We start from the raw sequence: 19,046 nt of genomic DNA, 5'->3' as shown, positions 1-19,046 counted from the left end.
GAGAATAGATGAAAAAACTTACCAAGTTTTTTGCGAAGGTTGAAAAACATTTTGTTAAAGGTGGAAAATTTGAGAGCCTTTTTCCCGTCTTTGAAATGATAGACACTTTTATTCTAACCCCGCTTAACAGGACAAAAGGGAAAACACATATAAGGGACGGTTTAGACCTCAAACGTGTAATGACAACAGTAGTTATTGCTCTTATCCCCTGTGTTATTATGGCTCTTTACAATACAGGCTATCAGGCAAACCTTGCTTATGCTCTTGACAGCAGCAAAACTGCCATAGGATTTAGACATACATTGATGGAACTATTTAATATCCCTTATGACTATAAAAGTATTAGCTCCAATTTTTTTCTTGGTAGTCTTTACTTCTTCCCTCTTTATATAATTACTCTAATAGTCGGTGGCACATGGGAGTTATTGTTTGCAGTAATAAGAAAACATGAAATAGGAGAAGCTTTTCTTGTTACTTCCCTGCTCTACCCTCTCATTCTACCACCTACAGTACCTTTATGGGAAGCAAGTGTGGCTCTTTCAATAGGTCTTGTTTTAGGAAAAGAGGTATTTGGAGGTACAGGAAGAAATATTGTAAACCCTGCACTTTTTTCAAGAGCAATCCTCTTTTTTGCCTATCCTGCTTCAATGTCGGGTGACAAAGTATGGATTGGTCTTGATTCAATATCAAAAGCCACTCCTCTTGCCGAAATGGCTTCTGCAGGGAAAATTTCTTACAGCTTAACGGATGCTTTTTTAGGATTCATACCCGGCTCAATGGGTGAAACATCAACACTTGCATGCTTGTTTGGAGCATTTGTATTAATCTATACTGGAATTGGCTCCTGGAGAATTATATTAAGTTCCGTAATTGGTCTGCTCGGCGTATCTTCGATATTCTATATGATTGGAAGCGATACAAACCATATGTTTCAACTAAACCCGCTGATACACCTTATCGTTGGGGGCTTTGCATTTGGGGTAGTTTTCATGGCTACTGACCCTGTATCTGCATCAATGACGGAGAAGGGGAAATACTATTACGGTTTATTAATAGGTGCATTAACTGCAATCATAAGAATAGTAAACCCAGCGTATCCTGAAGGAGTTATGCTTGCAATACTATTTGCCAATATTATGGCACCACTTATAGACCACTTTGTAATAGAAAGTAATATAAAAAGAAGAGAAAAAAGATATGCAACAAGAATCTAACAAAAAAATATTTCTTACGGCACTTATTTTGGCACTGTTTTTCTCATTTGTTGTATCGCTGGCTGCTGTGTTGCTAAAACCTATTCAGCAAAAAAATGAAGAGCTTGAGAGAAACAAAAACGTCCTTCTTGCTGCGGGAAAAAATATTAATAATCTTGATGAAGAGTTTAAAAAAATTAAAATATTTTACTTCGATCTTAAATCAAAAAGAGTAGAAATTGCTGATGATGTTAGTAAATATTTTAAAAACTTCAAAAAAATATCTGAAAACCCTCAAACAAGTATAAAAGTTGAAGAAGGGCTTGAAGGATTCAAAAGTATACCTGCCAAAATTCCTTTTTACGCATTTTATGAGAATGGGAATTTAGACTGTATCGTGCTGCCAATTTACGGTAACGGTTTATGGTCAACGATGTACGGTTTTATAGCTATAGAGAAAGACGGAAACACCATAAAAGGGTTAACCTTTTATGATCAAAAAGAAACACCCGGTCTTGGTGGAGAAGTGGATAATCCTAAATGGAAATCTCTCTGGAAATCCAAAAAAATATTTGATAAAAATGGTAATCTGAAAATTGAGGTTATAAAAGGAAACCCTGATAAAAATAGCGAAAATTGGCAATACCAAATCGATGGTCTCTCAGGGGCTACAATGACTACTAATGGGGTTAACTCATTTGTAAGATTCTGGCTTAGCGATAAAGGGTTTGGCTATCTTTTAAAATACCTAAATGAACACAAGGAGTTGCCAATTGAAAAGAATTAACCTATTTTTTGACCCTATTTTTAAAAATAACCCTATAGCTGTTCAGATTTTAGGAATATGCTCAGCTCTTGCGGTTACCTCAAACTTAAAAACCTCTGTAGTAATGGCCTTATCGGTTACAGCTGTATTAAGTATTTCTAACTTTGCTATAAGCGCAATCAGAAACTTTATTCCGCCAAGCATTAGAATAATTGTTGAAATGACTGTAATTGCATCACTTGTAATTGTTGCAGATCAGGTGATAAAGGCTTTTATGTACGATATTAGCAAGCAGTTATCCGTTTTTGTGGGGCTTATAATCACAAACTGTATCCTTATGGGTAGGGCTGAAGCATTTGCATTGAAAAATAAACCTATAGACAGCCTTCTTGACGGCCTTGGAAACGGTATAGGGTATGGGCTTATTCTAATTATTGTAGGTTTTTTCAGAGAAATTATCGGCTCTGGAAAACTTTTTGGCATTGAAGTATTAACTACCGTTAATAATGGCGGTTGGTACACTCCAAATGGCCTTTTTTTACTTGCCCCAAGTGCTTTTTTTCTTATAGGCCTTATTATATGGGGTGTAAAATTACTTATTAAGGAAGAAAAATAATGCTTGAAGCTTATTTAAGCCTCTTTGTAAAATCTGTATTCGTAGAAAATATGGCATTAGCCTTTTTCTTGGGAATGTGTACTTTTTTGGCTGTTTCCAAACAAATTGAGACAGCTAAGGGACTCGGTATTGCAGTAATAGTTGTACAAACAATAACCGTACCTGTTAACAACCTTATATATCAACACATTTTAAGAGAAGGCGCATTGTCGTGGTTGGGGTTTGAAAATGTAGACCTTACATTTATCGGGCTTGTTACATATATAGGCGTTATTGCAGCATTGGTACAAGTACTTGAAATGTTTCTTGATAAATTTATGCCTGCTTTATACAACGCACTTGGGATATTTCTTCCACTTATAACCGTAAACTGTGCTATTTTGGGTGGCACACTCTTTATGGTGCAAAGAAACTATAACTTTGGAGAAAGTGTTGTTTATGGTCTTGGGTCAGGTGTTGGATGGGCACTTGCTATTGTAACATTGGCGGGAATTAGGGAAAAAATGAAGTATTCTGATGTTCCAAAAGGATTAGATGGAATAGGAATCACATTTATAATGGCCGGGATTATGGCAATTGCTTTTATGCTATTTTCGGGAATTAAACTTTAATCGGGAGATTTGATGACAGTAATAGTTTTAGGTGTAGTATTTTTTACGCTAATTATATTAATCCTTGTTGGCTTTATAATAGAATCCAAAAAAAGACTTGTTCCCCAGGGGAAGTTGAAAATAATTGTAAATAACGATAAAGAAAATCCAATAATAGTAAATCCCGGGGAAAAACTTCTTAATGCACTGGCTAATAATCAGATTTTTGTTTCTTCTGCTTGCGGTGGCGGCGGCTCATGCGGCCAATGTAAAGTAAAAGTATTGGATAAAGAGCAAAAACTTTTACCCACAGAAAAATCTCATATCAATAAAAAACAAGCAAAGGAAGGGTACAGGCTTTCTTGTCAGCTCCCTGTAAAAAAAGATTTGAGAATTGAACTCCCGCCTGAAATTTTCAGTGCAAAAAAGATGGAGTGTGAAGTTATATCCAATGATAATGTTGCTACATTTATAAAAGAGTTCACTTTAAAACTCCCTGAAGGGATCGACCTTGATTTTGAAGCAGGAGGGTATATTCAAATTATAGTTCCCCCTTATGAAGTAGATTTTAAAGATTTTGACATTGGTGAGCAATATATCAAAGACTGGCAGGATACCGGCCTTTTGAGCCTTAAATCAAAGGTAGATGAAGAAGTAATCAGAGCCTACTCAATGGCAAACTATCCGCTTGAAAAAGGTATTATTAAGTTAAATGTAAGAATTGCCACTCCACCCCTTTATGATTGCACCATTCCTCCGGGAAAAGGTTCATCTTATATCTTTAGTAGAAAACCCGGCGATAAGGTTATGATAATGGGGCCATTTGGTGAATTCAAAGCATCAGATACAGATGCAGAAATGGTTTTTATCGGTGGTGGAGCAGGTATGGCACCACTAAGATCTATTATTTTTGACCAACTGTTAAGACTTAATTCCAAGCGAAAAATAAGCTTTTGGTATGGGGCAAGAAGTTTGAAAGAGATATTTTACAAGGAAGATTTTGATAATTTAGCCAAAAAGTATGATAACTTTACCTGGAATGTTGCTTTGAGCCAACCTTTGCCTGAGGACAACTGGACAGGTTATACAGGTTTTATACATACTGTTGTATATGAAAATTACCTCAAAAACCACCCTGCTCCTGAGGATGTGGAATATTATCTTTGCGGGCCACCTATGATGCTTGATTCGGTACTAAATATGCTTGATAGCCTTGGCGTTGAAAAAGAAAATATAAGATTTGATGATTTCGGAAGTTAAATGAAATACTTTATCCTTATATTTTCAGTTACCTTTTTGTTGTTTGTATTCTTTATTTTAATGATTAATAAAACAAAAAAAGGCTCCTGCGGATGCGGAGCCTCTTGTAGCTGTTCAAATAACAAGCCTAAAAAATTATAAAATTTCCTCAATTTTAACACTAAAAGTAAGTGTTTTTCCTGCCAATGGATGGTTAAAGTCTATTTTTACAAACTCATCATTTAATTCTTTAACCAATCCTCTGTACATCTGATCCTTTTCATCGCTAAGGTCAATAAACATCCCTTCCTGAACAGATTCGTCAAGCTCAATATTACCTCTTGGAATATCTGTAATCGCCTCATCCATAACGGGACCAAATGCATCTTCAGGTGCAAGGGTAATTGTTTTTTCATCCCCTTTGTTCATACCTACCAGACCTTCTTCAAGCTTTGGTAAAAGTTCATTGTTACCAAGCTGAACTTCCAATGGATTTTCATCTATCGTTGAATCAACAACAGTTCCATCCTCAATTGTCACAGAATAGTGAAATTTAATTTTTGAATCTTTTTGTACTGACATACATCACCTCATTATTTTTGGGCATTTCTAACCCTTTTGAAATACATTAGCAGTATTACATTAAATTGCAACAATTGATTTTATTTTTTATACTTTTATATTATAATTTCACTTGTAAAGGGGATAATATGAAAATTGCTATAACAGGTAAACAATGTGCAGGTAAAACAACATTAAAAAAACTATTTATAAAAAAATATGGTGGAATAGAGATAAAGTTTATCGACAAACTATATCAGATTAACGATTTACTGGGTGTCCGCAAAAACAGGGGATTTATGCAGGATTTAGGAGAAGCTGTCAGAAAATATTTCGGGCAGGATTATTTTGTAAAAGATTTTATTAAAAGAGCAACAAATTGTCAGGACAACCTTTTTTGTGATGACGTGCGCAAAGTTTTGGAATTTGAAGCAACCAAAAAAAGTGGATTTTACACGATTTATATAGAAGCAAACCCGGAAATAAGAAAACAGAGGGCACAAAAGTTAGGACTTGATTTTATTGAAAACCACCCTGCGGAAAATGAAATCATATTGTTGAGAGACAAATGTGATATTGTTATAGAAAATAATGACTCTATTGATAAATTGAAATATTTTGTTGATAATTTTGAGGCATAGTGATGGAAACTTACGCTCTTGTAAGACCCGAACATTTAAATCATCACGGTTATCTGTTTGGCGGTGTTTTATTAAAATGGATTGATGAGTATGCATGGCTTGCAGCAACCCTTGAGTACCCGGCCGCTACATTTGTAACTGTCGCTTTGAATGATATAAATTTCAAAAAAAGGGTGGAAAATGGAAGTATCTTGAGATTTCACATAAAAAATATAAAGAAAGGCAATACTTCAGTTACCTATGAAGTCAATGTTTTTGCCAAACCACCTTCGCCTGACTCTGATGAATTTCATGCATTTTCTACAGAAATCACCTTTGTAAATCTTGATAAATCTGGGAAACCAGTTAAAATTTAACCTACGTCTTTGCACTTTCCAGAAATTTCACATAAGACTTTTTTTAATGATTCAATAGTGTAAGGTTTTGTTAAGACTCCATCAAAACCGTATTCTTTAAAATTTCCAAGCACAGGATCGTCAAAATAACCTGAACTTACCACACAAACAAGCTCAGGTTTTATTTCTTTAAGATATTTAAGACATTCAAGTCCGCCCATTTTCCCGGGAACAGTCAAATCCAGAATTGCCACCTGTATATCCTTGATATTCTCCCTCAAGATTTTAATGGCCTCTTCGCCATGACTGCTTTTAAAGACTCTTAATGCAAAGTTTTTCAACATAAGACCAAGGCTATTTCTCACAAATCTATCATCATCCATCACAAGTATTCCATTAAATTTGGTAGTTATATCTTCAATATGTTCGTCCTCATTGTTTGAAACAGTACTGTTATCAGCAAGAGGTAGATATATGAAAAAAGTTGTCCCTGTACCCGGAACACTTTTAAAGGTTATGTGACCACCATGTTTATTTATAATACTCAAAGATGACGAAAGCCCAAGCCCAGTACCATCTTGCTTTGTAGTAAAATATGCGTCAAAAATCTTTTTCTTAATTTTCTCATCAATACCGCAACCGTTATCCTCTATTATAACTTCAGCATATCGCCCTTTGGGTACAGCATATTCACCGACCAAAGTGTCTTTATCCATTTCACAATATCTCGTGTGGACTCTCAAAATATTTGTTTTTTTGTCCATTGACTGCAAAGCATTAATAAGCATATTCTGTATTACCTGACTAATCTGACCTTCATCTCCGTAAACGATTAAAGGCTTTAAGTAAAGGTTTATATTGGTTATAACATTAGCACCTGATAAAACAACTTTCATTATCTCACTTACAGTTTTGTTGAGATTAAAGTGAGTCTTAACTGGCTCTCCACCTTTTGCAAAAGCTATCAATTGTCCCGTAATGGATTTTGCCTTTCTAACAGTTTCTTTTACATCATCAGTCAGGGATTTAATCTCAGGATTGTCAATAAGATGAAGTCTTATAATCTCGATCGAATTCAACACGGCTGCAAGCACGTTGTTAAAGTTGTGTGCAATACCACCTGCAAGTTGACCAAGAGACTCTATTCTTGCTATCTGGTTTATACTTCTTTCATTGTTGATTACACTGGTCAAATCCCTTATAACAACAATCGCTAAATCAATATCACCATCATCGGTATAAATTTTTGATACTGAAATAGAAACTATTAAACTTTCGTGATTTTTCTCCAATCTGAAAGCCTTTTTAAAAAGATGTTCATCAGAAGATTTATCATAGATGCCTGATAATATATCTTCAGTAACCAAATCATCATCATTGTAAATCTTAAAACATTCTGAAAAAGATTTGCAATTTCCAAAACTCTTTAGACTTTCAGCAAAGCTGTTGAGCATTACAATATTTTTATTCCCATCAAGTACAATCACTGCATCGCCTATATTTTCAAGAACCTTTTCAATAAGCTCTTTATCCCTTTCAATCTGTTCATATGCGCATTTTATTTCTGTTAAATCTTTATAGACACACAATACAGCCGGATTCCCTTCATATAAAATTTTAGTTGATGTCACATCCACTTCAAATATTCTCCCGGTGGTGTCTTTTAAAAAGAGTAATCTGTTTAAAATATGGCTATCAGATTTCAATAAATCAGAGAAACAGGATTTTTCCCCGTAAATAAAATCATATGGCGAATATTTATAAATTTCACCCCGGGAAATTTTAAGCATTTCAAGGGCTTCATTGTTGGCAAAAAGATATTTATCATTTGAAATAATGGTTACAGGAAGCGGCAAAAATTCAATAAGACGCTTATATTCTTCATTCTTTTCCAACAACTCACTTTTAAACTTTTCTATCTCAATTTTGTATCTGACAATACTGTCCCCTATTCTTTCAAACTCTGAAAATTTAAAAGGAAAATTTTTTATTTCAAAATTATCTGAATTATCCTTTATAATATCAAGAATTCCACCTTCGTCTTTTCTAAGAAGCCTTGTATAATAAAATGAAAACAGATAAAATGAAGTCAAAACACCAATAAGAATCAACAAAATAAATACCAACTGCCTTTTGAGGTCAGCAGAAAACTCTTTTTCTTTTTCGATTAATATTTCATTTACTTCATCCTCAAAAAGCCCACAGCAAATTACCCATTTCCACTGCGGAAATGCCTTTGCATATGCAATTTTTTTTACATACTCATCTTGCCCTCTTAGCCAGTAATAGCTTAAATATCCCCCTTCAGGCTGTAAAGAGAGTTTTAGTAGTTCATTCCCCACCTGCACACCATCTTTATCCACATACCAGAATCTTGTTTTGCCAATTAATTCCTTTTTTATGTGGACAAGATATGTACCTTCAAAGTCAAAAATAAAAATATAGCCGGATTTACCAAATCTGACATTCGAAGCTTTAGCAAGAATATCTTTTTTTGCATCTTCGATGATATCTTCAATATATTCTCCGGTGCCAATTATTAATCCAAGTTCGGGCAAATATTTGATATAGGATATCTTCTTAAACTTATTCCCCTCCATGCCGGGCTTTGACCATATATACTCGTAAAAACCTTCTTTTTTATTTTTGGCTATATCAATCATATCTTTAACGACAAAACGCCCTTCTGAATCCTTGATAAAACTTAAATTTGTCCCTTCCAATTCAGGCTTGTCAGCATTTAAAATTTCATTTCCATCCATATCTATTGCAAAAAAATACCCTCTACCATTGTTATATCTTATCTCTCTCAGAGATTCCTTAACGATAGTCAAAGTAGCTTGTTTTCCTATAAGGTTTATGTACTTTTTGTATAGATTTGAGGCTATTTTTGAAGCAGTTTCAACTTCTGACTTTACAACTTCTCTTGCTTTTCTCTTACTTTCTGAAACGGAAAAGTTAATGGATTCAAGGATATCATCCACCTTACTCTTGATTAACTTTTTCTGGTATTCAAGATACTCATTTTTAGTGTTTTGAATATTTATAATATATTGATAATACGAGAAAAATACGAGAGTTGATATAACAATTACGCCAACAATAGATATAACTATTAAAAAATATCTGATTAAATAAGAAATAAAGCTTACTTTCTTCCCATTCACCATTGCCAATTTTACAATTAATGTTAGACTGTGTCAAATCAAAATAAAAACTGCCGCATTTTTTTGCGGCAGTTAACATATAAATTTAAGGATAATATATCAGCAGATTTTCAATATAATTTTTATCCTCTTCAAAGCTTTTCAAAACATCTTTATACATCCTTAGTTTAAGCTCTTTATAAATATTTCTTCCTTTATTCATCCCTTTTGCAAATTCAAAAACTCCGTTTTTAAGTGACTGCAAATCGTCAAAGCTCTTTAATATCCCATATTCTTCAGCCTGACGGGCTGTCAGTCTTTTCCCGGTCAAAAGCATATCCTGCAGTACTTTAAACCCAACAGCTTTTTTTGCATATTCCACCATTGAAGGTAAAAAGGGTATTTTTACGTCCACTTCCGGAAAACAGAAAAATCCTTTATCATTTTTCATAAACCTAAAATCGCACGCACAGGCAAGCAGTGCACCGTTTCCAAAAGCATGACCGGTTATTTCTGCAATCACAGGTATAGGATATGAAAGGATTTTTTTGAAAACTTCATTCATTTTATTTAAAAAATCTTTTATACTCTGAAAATCTTTTGATGCAAATCTGCTCATTATAAAATTCAAATCTACGCCCTGTGACCAATTTTTTTCATCGCTCGATGTAATTACCAAAGCAGTGGCATCGCTATTTTTTTCTACTTCATCAAGAGCTTCAAGCAATTTAACCGCAAATTCAATATTTTGTTTATTTTCTCCGTTATCCAAAATAATATATGCAATATTATCTCTAATTTCCGTTTTGATCATTACTTTCCCCCTTTCAATTTTTCACTGAACCTCGATATCACTTTCATAAAATTGAGATTTTCTTTATTATACATTGCAACATCTTCAAGAGAATTACTAACATCCTCTTTGATAATATTGTTTATTATCTGTTTGCACCCTGCCAGGGTTTCATATGGGTTATCAGCAATCTCATTTGCTATTTCCATTGTATTTTGTAGCAATGACTCATTTTCAAAAACCTCCGAAACCAATGAGATTTCATAGGCCTTTTTCGCATCAATGTCCTTTCCGGTGAAAGCCAGATATTTTAAATTGCCAAAACCTATAATATATGGAAGCCTTTGTAAAGAACCCATATCGGCAACAATTCCAAGTTTTGTCTCTCTGAGTGAGAAGACAGCGTTTTTGGAGCAAAACCTCAAATCACACGCAGCAATAAAATCCAATGCTCCCCCGATACAATAACCATTGACAGCCGATATATAAATCTTTTTCCCTTTTTCAATTCTGTTCATCCCTTCCTGCATTATTTTTATTGTCTCATAAAGTTTTTGTTTATCATTGGTAAATATGAGATCCTGAAATCTTTCACCAAAATCATAAATATCAAGCCCTATTGAAAAATCTTTAACATCAGAATAAAAAACAGCTACCTTAATATCTTTGTCATTTTCAATCTCATCTAAGACCTCAGGAAGCTCTTCCCAAAAATACCAGTTTAACGCATTCATCTTTTTTCCATTGTTGAATTTTACAAGCCCCACCTTCCCTTCTTTGGTTATTTCAAAAAAATTATAAGGCATTTTATTTCCTCCTGAAAAGTTTATCAAATTGCCTTTCCAATTGATTGTAAATTTTTATATTTTCAAGTGATTTTATAATTTTTTCCGGATTTGTTATAAAGTCATCTATAAACACTATCTCAGAGAGTTTCAGGTAAGATTTCAGTGGGCTTTCGTAAATACTTCCTGTCAGCTTTTTCAATACGGGATAAACACCCTCATTTTTCAGTTCTTCCATTATAAATCCAGTTCTTTCAATAAGTTTATTCAAGTAAAACAAAATTCTCTCATCTACACTATCTATATAATCCCGGTGTCCCGGCAAGAAAACTCTTTCTTCAATATTTTTTAGTTTTAATATAGTCTTGCAAAATTCATCATAATTTAAAAATCTACTTTTAAAATCCTGAATATTCACATCAAGAAGAGGTGTCTGAAATATATCTCTCAGCACAACATCACCGGTTATGGCACAATTATCAACAAGATAAACAATATCACTCTGAGAATGGCCTGGGCAGGGGATATAGTTAATTTCAAGGTTTTTAAGTATATCCATTGATTCTTCAAGCAAAGTGATATTTTCAGGCATGGGAACTTCGTTTTTAAATCTTACCAAAACGTTTTCAATAATATTAATTTCATCCGAAGAAAAACCGAAATCTTTAATAATATTTAAAAATCCATTTTTTCTCTCATCAAATCTTAAAAATCTTAAATAATCGTGCCTGGACAATATTATTTTGCTGTCAGAATTTTTTGATAGAAAATCTATAAGCCCGTAATGGTCAGCATGACAATGGGTAACAAATGTATACTTTAATTTGCCAAGATTTACATTTTCTTTCAGGTACTTATTCGCCTCTTCAGTAAAGGGTCCTGTGTCAAAAAGCACATCAAAATCATCATACTTCTTTACATAAAAATGTACAGGCCCAACCGGATAAGGAGTGTTTACCGTATGTTTCTCTATCATAATTCCTCGTAACAAGAAAAAAAGGGGGGATTCCCCCTTTTAGAAAATATATTTTTCTGCCTCAATTGCAGCAGCAGCTAAATTTCTCTTGGCCTGCAAAAGACCTGTTGCATCATATTTGGTAAATCTTCTTATACCACTTAAAATCATCATCAGATTATCACCTTCTTCCACAAAAAAGGCAGCTTTTCTTGCAGCCTTAGCAATAATTTCAACTGCATCAAATGTGAACACCTTAACGGCATCAGCCATAAGTGCAGCTTTCTTCTCAGTTACTTTGCCAAGATTCTTTTCAGCTCTAAGCACAGCACTTTCGATTGCAAAAATCTGAATAGCAATATCAGCTAACGCCAAAAGTGTTTCCTGCTCTTTAACAATTTTATCCATAAATTTTTGAGCTGCAGCTCCGGAAACTACAAGATAAAGTGTCTTTAAGTTTTTCAGTAACTCTTTTTCAACTGCAAAAGGTGCATCTGTATCAATTTCATCAAATGACGGCGTCATAAGTGCTTCTATTGCCTTCATTGCCTCTTTCTGGAATGGCAATTCACCTTTCATTGCACGTCTTAACATCATTCCTGGAATTAGAAGTCTGTTAACCTCATTTGTCCCTTCAAAAATTCTATTGATTCTTTCGTCTCTGTAAAATCTTTCAGCAGGATACTCTTGGATAAAACCATATCCACCAAATATTTGAACAACTTCATCTACTACTTTTGCAAGGACATCAGAGCAGAATACCTTTGAAATAGAACATTCAATAGCATACTCTTCAATCCCTTTCTGATATTCTTCATAATAGTTATCAATATTTTTGTCTATTGTTGCAAGTTTGTCGTCCAAAAGACCTGCAAGTCTGTAAATAAGTGATTCTGAAGCGTAAACATAAGCAGTCATATCAGCAATTTTTTCTTTTATTGCTCCAAATTTACTGATAGGAAGGTTAAACTGCTTTCTTTCGTTAGCGTATTTAATACCTTCAGAAAGTGCATATTTAGCAGCACCATTTACAGCAGCACCAAGCTTAAACCTTCCAACATTAAGAACGTTAAAAGCAATCTTATGCCCTTTTCCAACTTCACCAAGAACATTTTCTACAGGCACTTTACAGTTATTTAAAATAACCTGACGAGTTGAAGAGCCTTTGATACCCATTTTTTTCTCTTCAGGACCAAGCTCTAAGCCCTCAAAAGTCCTTTCAACAAGAAATGCCGTAAAATGCTCTTTATCAATCTTAGCAAAAACAGTAAAAAGATCAGCAAAGCCCGCATTTGTAATAAACTGCTTTGTACCGTTTAAAATATAGTATTTTCCATCTTCGCTTAAAGTTGCAGTGGCTTTTGCACCAAGAGCATCACTTCCTGAGCCGGGCTCAGTCAAACAGTATGCAGCAATCCATTCTCCAGTAATAATTTTTTCAAGATACTTATCTTTTTGCTCTTTTGTACCGTAATACACAAGCGGCAAAGTTCCAATACCTGTATGAGCAGCATAAGCTACAGAAAAAGAACCACTTGGTGCAATTTTTTCAGCAACCAGCATACTTGTTGCTTTATCAAGCTCAAGTCCGCCGTACTCTTCAGGCGCATCAATCATTAAAAGCCCAAGCTCACCGCTTTTTTTCATATGAGCCACAACTTTGTCAAAGTCCTGCTGGTCAATAGCTTCAATATCAGGCATTACCTCATTTGTCACAAATTCTTCAGTAGTTTCAGCAATCTGCTTTTGCTCGTCGCTGAAATCCTCAGGGGTAAAAACATCATCTTTTGAAACTTCAGTCAGTAAATATTCAGCACCTTTTAAAAGTTTCTTTTCCATAGTATTCTCCTTTATATCATTATTTTAACAATTCAAAAATTCCTGCAGCACCCATACCGCCACCGATACACATACTAACCATTCCATATTTTACATCCCTTCTTTGCATTTCACTTAGAAGAGTTGCAGTCAATTTTGAGCCAGTACAGCCAAGAGGGTGACCAAGTGCAATTGCACCACCATTTACATTTACTATATCAGGATTAATATTGAGTTCATTCAATACAGCAAGTGATTGTGCTGCAAATGCTTCATTTAGCTCAATAAGCCCAATATCTTTTAGCTCAAGGCCAGCCATTTTAAGGGCAGCAGGAATTGCAGCAACAGGCCCAATCCCCATTATTTCCGGAGCCACACCTTTAGCAGCAAAACTTATAAATTTCGCAATAGGTTTGAGTCCTGTCTTTTTTAAATATTCTTCACTTACCACAAGCACAGCTGCAGCTCCATCTGTCATCTGTGAAGAGTTACCGGCAGTTACACTCCCGTCCACCTTGAAAACCGGTTTTAGTTTTACAAGCCCTTCAATAGATGTATCAGCTCTTGCTCCATCATCAATTGTAACTACTTCTTTGACTTTTCTTACCTTATTCTTTTCGTCAACAGATGTGTATTCTACTTCAACAGGAACAATTTCTTCAGCAAATTTTCCATCATTTATAGCCTTAATAGCTTTCATATGACTATTGTAGGCAAATTCATCCTGTTCTTGTCTTGATATATTATATTTAGCAGCTACAAGCTCAGCTGTCACCCCCATTGACGCATAAGTTTCAGGCCATTCAGCTACAAGTGATGGATTGGCACTATATTTATTACCACCCATTGGCACCATAGTCATTGATTCTGCACCACCTGCGATAATGCAGTCAGCAAACCCAGCCATTATTCTTTCAGCTGCCATTGCAATAGTTTGCAGCCCACTTGAGCAAAATCTGTTTACTGTCACAGCCGGAACTTCAATTGGCAGACCAGCTTTAAATGAAGCAACTCTTGCCATATTCATCCCCTGCTCTGCTTCAGGAAAAGCGCATCCAATAATTACATCATCAATTGTCATTGGATCTATTTCTGTTTTTTCAACCAGATATTTTATAGCAGCTCCTGCCAAATCATCCGGCCTCATATCTTTAAATTTCCCTTTTTTGGCTTTACAGCCCGCAGTCCTGTAAGCTTTTACAATATATGCATTTCTCATTTTATCTCCTCCACCTTGATTAGTTTCTAAGAGGTTTATTTTTCTTCAACATATGTTGAATACGCTCTATTGTTTTCTTCTGAGTACACAGTTTTACAAAAGTTTCTCTTTCAAGCTTAAGCAGGTACTCTTCAGATATCAAAGTCCCGGCATTTACATCACCACCGGTAATTACATCAGCAATCATCGAACCCAAATACTCTTCATACTCAGTTATAAATCCACCCATCTTCATATTCCATAACTGACTCTTAATACTTGCAGCCACACTTCTTCCAGGCGCCTTAAGCTCTGTAAGTGGTTTTTTAGGTCTATAATTTTTAGACATAGCAATAACTTTCATTTTTGCATCATAAATAAGTCTGTCAATATCCATAGTAACTGTATCGTTATCATCCATATACCCAAGATCATAGAGCTCGTAAGCACCCATTGATACTTTAGCCATTGCTATATTCATAAAGTTTTTAAATATAAAAGGGGAAACGTCAGTATTAAATTTTTCTGCTTCCTGAATTGCTCTAATTGCCATCTCCTTTGTGCCTCCTCCTGCCGGAAGAAGACCAACACCTATTTCGACAAGCCCCATATAAGTTTCTGCGTGAGCATTTATAGCATCGGCATGAAGACAAAACTCACACCCTCCGCCAAGAGTCATATTAAATGGCGCTGCAACTACAGGCACGTGTGAGTATTTTATAGCCATTGCAGCATCTTGAAATGCCTTAACCATCATATTGATATCATCAAAGGCGCCTTCAGCTATTGCAACTGCAAGCATTGCCAGATTTGCACCTACAGAAAATGCCTTCCCCTGATTAGCTATCACCAACCCAACACCTTCCTCTTCTGCACGCTTAACAGCTTTTTTAGTCATTGAAAGAATATCACCGCTTATAGAATTCATCTTGGAATGAAATTCAAGGCAGAAAACGCCGTCACCAAGATCAATTATTGAAGCACCTTTATTACTCTCAACAACTTTACCCTGTCTTTTTAAAATATTAAGATTTATAGTGGTTTCTTTCTGTTCAAGTTCCTTGTACTCACCTGCAATTATGTCATAATAGTACTGCTTTGAATTTTCAAATTTATAAAATGACTCAATGTTTTTAAGAGCCTCTGGTACAGCAACACCATCTTGTTCACATTTTTTAACAAATTCTTTGACACCTATTGCATCAAATATTTCAAATGGCCCAAGCTCCCAGTTATAACCCCACTTCATCGCGTTATCTACATTTACAATATCGTCTGATATTTCAGGGATTCTTTTGAACGTGTAGATAAGGCCATCTCTCAAAAGCCTCCATGCAAACTGGGAAGCTTTATCATTCCCATTTACCATTACCTTTATCTTCTGTCTTACATCATCAAGCTGTTTTGTTTGGCCTACCGATGCAAATTTAGGTTTAACAGATTCCTTAAATTGTCCGTCCTTGAGATCATAGTAAAGAGTAACTCTTCCTGACTCATTTTTGACTTTTTTATAAAACCCCTGTTTTGATTTATTCCCCCAAAGTCCGCTATCAACCATTTTCTGAAGAAATTCAGGTATCTTATAGATATCTCTTTCATCATCTTCCTTTAAAAGTTCGTAAGAGTTTTTACCGATATGAACAATAGTATCAATACCTACAAGGTCAGCCAATTTAAAAATGGCTGTTCTTGGCATACCTATTGCAGGTCCTGCCGCCTGGTCAGCTTCCTCAACAGTCATATCAAGATCCATGAGATGTTTGAACGCAGAGTAGATAACGTAAACGCCAATCCTGTTACCTATAAAATTGGCTGTATCCTTGGCATATACGATACCTTTACCTAAACGTTTACTGATAAATTCGGACATAAAATTAACAACTTCATCAGAAGTGTATCTGGATGGCACTATCTCCATCAACCTCATATATCTTGGCGGATTGAAAAAGTGAGTCACCAAAAAATTTGGCCTTATCTTTTCAGGTAAAAACTCTGCCATTGTGTTTACAGATAAGCCACTTGTATTTGTTGAAATAATAACATCATCCCTCTTGAGATTAGGAACAACCTTTTCCACAAAAAGCTTTTTCTTGATTTCCATATTTTCTACAACTACTTCTACAATCCAATCACAGTCAGAAATAAGGTGCATGTCATCTTCGAAATTACCTACTTTTATATTTTTAGCAAAATCCTTAAGATAAAATGCAGCAGGCTTCATTGATATGAGGTTATTCAAAGCATTGTTGACTATCCTGTTTCTGAATCTTTTGTCACTTTCCGTAACCCCCTGAGCCTTTTCCTCTTCTGAAAGCTCTCTTGGAACTATATCCAGCATTACAACATCAAGCCCGGCATTTGCAAGGTGTGCGGCAATAGTTGCCCCCATTACGCCGGCACCCAAAACTGCAGCCTTTTTAATTTGCTTCATCACAGTCCTCCATATTTTATTATACTGAACAGCAATTCACTTACTTATAGCACACTTTATCTTTACGTGCAAGTAAAACAATCACCATTTTCATCATAAAGGCACTCAATCTTATCTTTATATTTTTCATATATTACCCTTCTCTTAAGTTTCAAAGTAGGTGTCAACTCACCACCATCTATGGTAAACTCAACTGGCACAAGAACAAATTTTTTGATTGTTTCATATTTGGCAAGTTTTTTATTCACCTCATCTATCCTGCTTTGATATAATTTTAGTATCTCTTCTTTGGTGACAAGATCTGATGCATCAAGATAGTTTAACTTATTCTCTCTTGTAAATTCATAAAGTCTCTCAAAGTTAGGTACAATTACTGCAGTCAGATAAGGCTTTTTGTCACCGTACACAAATGCATTACTTATATATTTATCCAGCTTTAGTTCATTTTCTATCGGCTGAGGTGCTATATTCTTGCCACCTGATGTAATTATCAGCTCCTTCAGCCTGTCTACAATATAAATAAAGCCATCTTCATCTATCCTTCCTACATCCCCGGTCTTAAACCATCCATCCTCTGTAAACGCCTCTTTTGTAGCCTCTTCATTCTTAAAGTATCCAAGCTTTGTCACCATCGGCCCCTTTAGTAGCAATTCATCCTGTTCTCCCAACTTTGCATACGTTTCCTCAAACAGCGTCCCAACTGAGCCAAATCTTACGTGTGTAAAATTATTGATACAAACTCCCGGGCTTGTTTCTGTAAGGCCATATCCTTCAAAAATAGGAACACCTATCGCCCAAAAAAACTCATTTATCGTCTTATCAAGGGGAGCACCACCTGAAACACAATATCTTATTTTACCACCAAGTCTTTCCCTTATCTTGCTAAAAATCAATCTGTCAAAAAACTTCCTTTTCATCCTAAGAAAGTTATCTCTTTTACCCTCAATATATTTCTTATGAACATACTCTTGGGAAACCTTTATACCTGAGTGGATAAGGTTTTTTTTGAATGAAGGCATTGAGTGAATATTTTCAAATATCCTGGAATACATCTTTTCGAAAAGTCTTGGCACGCTAACCATTGCAGTCGGTTTAATTTCAACCAGGTTATCCGGCACCTTTTCAATGCTTTCTGCATAAGCAATTGTTGCTCCTCTGTAAAACGGTATATAATAACCAACTGCCCGCTCTAAAACATGGCTTAAAGGAAGAAAACTTAAAAAGATATCATCCTTGTTGACTTCTGGGATTTTTTTGGTGCCAAGTATAATTTCAGATATAAAATTATAGTGCGTCAACAACACCCCTTTTGGAGTACCAGTAGTCCCTGAAGTATAAATAATTGTCGCCACCTCTTCTGTATCCATATTGCTGTAAACATTTTCAATTGCCGCCTCATCAACAGGGTCAAGATCTTCAGAAATCTCCATTAGTTGCAACATAGAATCAGCCGGAAAAATTTTATGGGTAAGAAACCTGTCAAAAGTCACAACACGCTCAAGGTATTTTAATTCATCCTTGATCTGAAATATCTTATTATACTGAGTCCTATTAGAAACAAACAATACCTTTGCTTCAGAATGATTCAAAATGTATTTAATCTGCTCCGGTGTACTGGTAGGGTAAATAGGCACATTTATTGCGCCAATAGAGAGTATTGCAAAATCTGCCTCAGCCCAAAATGGTCTGTTTTCAGAAAGAATCGCAATTTTATCACCCTGTTTGACACCAAGCCTCATTAAACCTCTGGCAGCCATCATTACTTTAATATAAAACTGTTTAAAGGTAATATCTTCCCATTTCCCCTTTCTCTTAAACCTGAAAGCAGGCTTATCAGGGTAAATTTCAGAGTTTTTTTTCATAATTTGCGGTAAAGTTTTAAATTCAAACTCCAACATAAAGCCCCCTTATTTTTATGAACGAGCATTCATTCAATACAAGTAAAAAGATAATTTGTCAAGTTTTAAAAACATATTTTA

16 protein-coding genes are annotated in these 19,046 nt (G+C 35.1%); 7 read left to right on the top strand and 9 right to left on the bottom strand.

Annotated features, from left to right (window positions below; translation table 11 throughout):
• Positions 1-8 precede the first annotated feature (8 nt).
• From LF845_RS05085 to nqrF, 5 genes are read left to right on the top strand one after another with little or no spacing between them, the layout of a single operon-like run.
• A complete protein-coding gene (locus LF845_RS05085; protein ID WP_242819923.1) occupies positions 9-1,214 on the top strand; it encodes an NADH:ubiquinone reductase (Na(+)-transporting) subunit B in 1,206 nt (401 codons plus the stop codon).
• Positions 1,198-1,980: an NADH:ubiquinone reductase (Na(+)-transporting) subunit C gene (nqrC, locus tag LF845_RS05080; RefSeq protein ID WP_242819922.1), complete on the top strand. Its 783-nt coding sequence runs from the start codon at positions 1,198-1,200 to the stop codon at positions 1,978-1,980. Before LF845_RS05085 ends, nqrC begins: the two co-directional genes overlap by 17 nt.
• Positions 1,946-2,575: an NADH:ubiquinone reductase (Na(+)-transporting) subunit D gene (locus tag LF845_RS05075; RefSeq protein WP_423220571.1), complete on the top strand. Its 630-nt coding sequence runs from the start codon at positions 1,946-1,948 to the stop codon at positions 2,573-2,575. Before nqrC ends, LF845_RS05075 begins: the two co-directional genes overlap by 35 nt.
• A complete protein-coding gene (nqrE, locus tag LF845_RS05070) occupies positions 2,575-3,186 on the top strand; it encodes an NADH:ubiquinone reductase (Na(+)-transporting) subunit E (RefSeq protein ID WP_242819920.1) in 612 nt (203 codons plus the stop codon). The genes LF845_RS05075 and nqrE overlap by 1 nt, the downstream gene beginning before the upstream one ends.
• 12 nt (positions 3,187-3,198) lie before the next feature.
• Positions 3,199-4,425 (top strand): NADH:ubiquinone reductase (Na(+)-transporting) subunit F, encoded by a 1,227-nt coding sequence (nqrF, locus tag LF845_RS05065; protein ID WP_242819919.1) that lies wholly within the window; start codon positions 3,199-3,201, stop codon positions 4,423-4,425.
• Positions 4,426-4,560: 135 nt separating this feature from the next.
• Here nqrF and LF845_RS05060 read toward each other — a convergent pair whose 3' ends face one another.
• Positions 4,561-4,986: an FKBP-type peptidyl-prolyl cis-trans isomerase gene (locus tag LF845_RS05060; protein ID WP_242819918.1), complete on the bottom strand. Its 426-nt coding sequence runs from the start codon at positions 4,984-4,986 to the stop codon at positions 4,561-4,563.
• A gap of 128 nt (positions 4,987-5,114) precedes the next feature.
• Here LF845_RS05060 and LF845_RS05055 point away from each other — a divergent pair, with 128 nt between their 5' ends.
• Both LF845_RS05055 and LF845_RS05050 read left to right on the top strand, forming a co-directional pair.
• A complete protein-coding gene (locus tag LF845_RS05055; protein ID WP_242819917.1) occupies positions 5,115-5,606 on the top strand; it encodes a deoxynucleotide monophosphate kinase family protein in 492 nt (163 codons plus the stop codon).
• 2 nt (positions 5,607-5,608) lie between these two features.
• A complete protein-coding gene (locus LF845_RS05050; RefSeq protein ID WP_242819916.1) occupies positions 5,609-5,962 on the top strand; it encodes an acyl-CoA thioesterase in 354 nt (117 codons plus the stop codon).
• Here the strand turns inward: LF845_RS05050 and LF845_RS05045 are convergent.
• From LF845_RS05045 to LF845_RS05010, 8 genes are all read right to left on the bottom strand, one after another.
• Positions 5,959-9,111 (bottom strand): cache domain-containing protein, encoded by a 3,153-nt coding sequence (locus tag LF845_RS05045; RefSeq protein WP_242819915.1) that lies wholly within the window; start codon positions 9,109-9,111, stop codon positions 5,959-5,961. The two genes, LF845_RS05050 and LF845_RS05045, sit on opposite strands and share 4 nt — an antisense overlap.
• Positions 9,112-9,193: 82 nt before the next feature.
• On the bottom strand, positions 9,194-9,901 hold the full coding sequence (locus LF845_RS05040) for an enoyl-CoA hydratase/isomerase family protein (RefSeq protein ID WP_242819914.1): 708 nt from the start codon (positions 9,899-9,901) through the stop codon (positions 9,194-9,196).
• Positions 9,901-10,686 carry an enoyl-CoA hydratase-related protein gene (locus tag LF845_RS05035; RefSeq protein ID WP_242819913.1) on the bottom strand — a complete coding sequence of 262 codons (786 nt, stop codon included), beginning with the start codon at positions 10,684-10,686 and terminating at the stop codon, positions 9,901-9,903. Before LF845_RS05035 ends, LF845_RS05040 begins: the two co-directional genes overlap by 1 nt.
• A gap of 1 nt (position 10,687) precedes the next feature.
• Positions 10,688-11,641: an MBL fold metallo-hydrolase gene (locus LF845_RS05030; protein WP_242819912.1), complete on the bottom strand. Its 954-nt coding sequence runs from the start codon at positions 11,639-11,641 to the stop codon at positions 10,688-10,690.
• Between the two features lie 39 nt (positions 11,642-11,680).
• On the bottom strand, positions 11,681-13,459 hold the full coding sequence (locus tag LF845_RS05025; RefSeq protein WP_242819911.1) for an acyl-CoA dehydrogenase family protein: 1,779 nt from the start codon (positions 13,457-13,459) through the stop codon (positions 11,681-11,683).
• A 19-nt stretch (positions 13,460-13,478) separates the two neighbouring features.
• Positions 13,479-14,657 (bottom strand): acetyl-CoA C-acyltransferase, encoded by a 1,179-nt coding sequence (locus LF845_RS05020; RefSeq protein WP_242819910.1) that lies wholly within the window; start codon positions 14,655-14,657, stop codon positions 13,479-13,481.
• Positions 14,658-14,676: 19 nt separating this feature from the next.
• Positions 14,677-17,067, bottom strand: coding sequence for a 3-hydroxyacyl-CoA dehydrogenase/enoyl-CoA hydratase family protein (locus LF845_RS05015; RefSeq protein WP_242819909.1), 2,391 nt, complete (start codon positions 17,065-17,067; stop codon positions 14,677-14,679).
• 62 nt (positions 17,068-17,129) lie between these two features.
• Positions 17,130-18,965 carry an AMP-dependent synthetase/ligase gene (locus LF845_RS05010; RefSeq protein WP_242819908.1) on the bottom strand — a complete coding sequence of 612 codons (1,836 nt, stop codon included), beginning with the start codon at positions 18,963-18,965 and terminating at the stop codon, positions 17,130-17,132.
• Positions 18,966-19,046 lie beyond the last annotated feature (81 nt).

The sequence above is a fragment of the Deferrivibrio essentukiensis genome, assembly GCF_020480685.1.
Classification (GTDB): domain Bacteria; phylum Chrysiogenota; class Deferribacteres; order Deferribacterales; family Deferrivibrionaceae; genus Deferrivibrio; species Deferrivibrio essentukiensis.
Note: the sequence above shows the minus strand (reverse complement) of the source record. Positions and strands in the feature narration are given on the sequence as shown.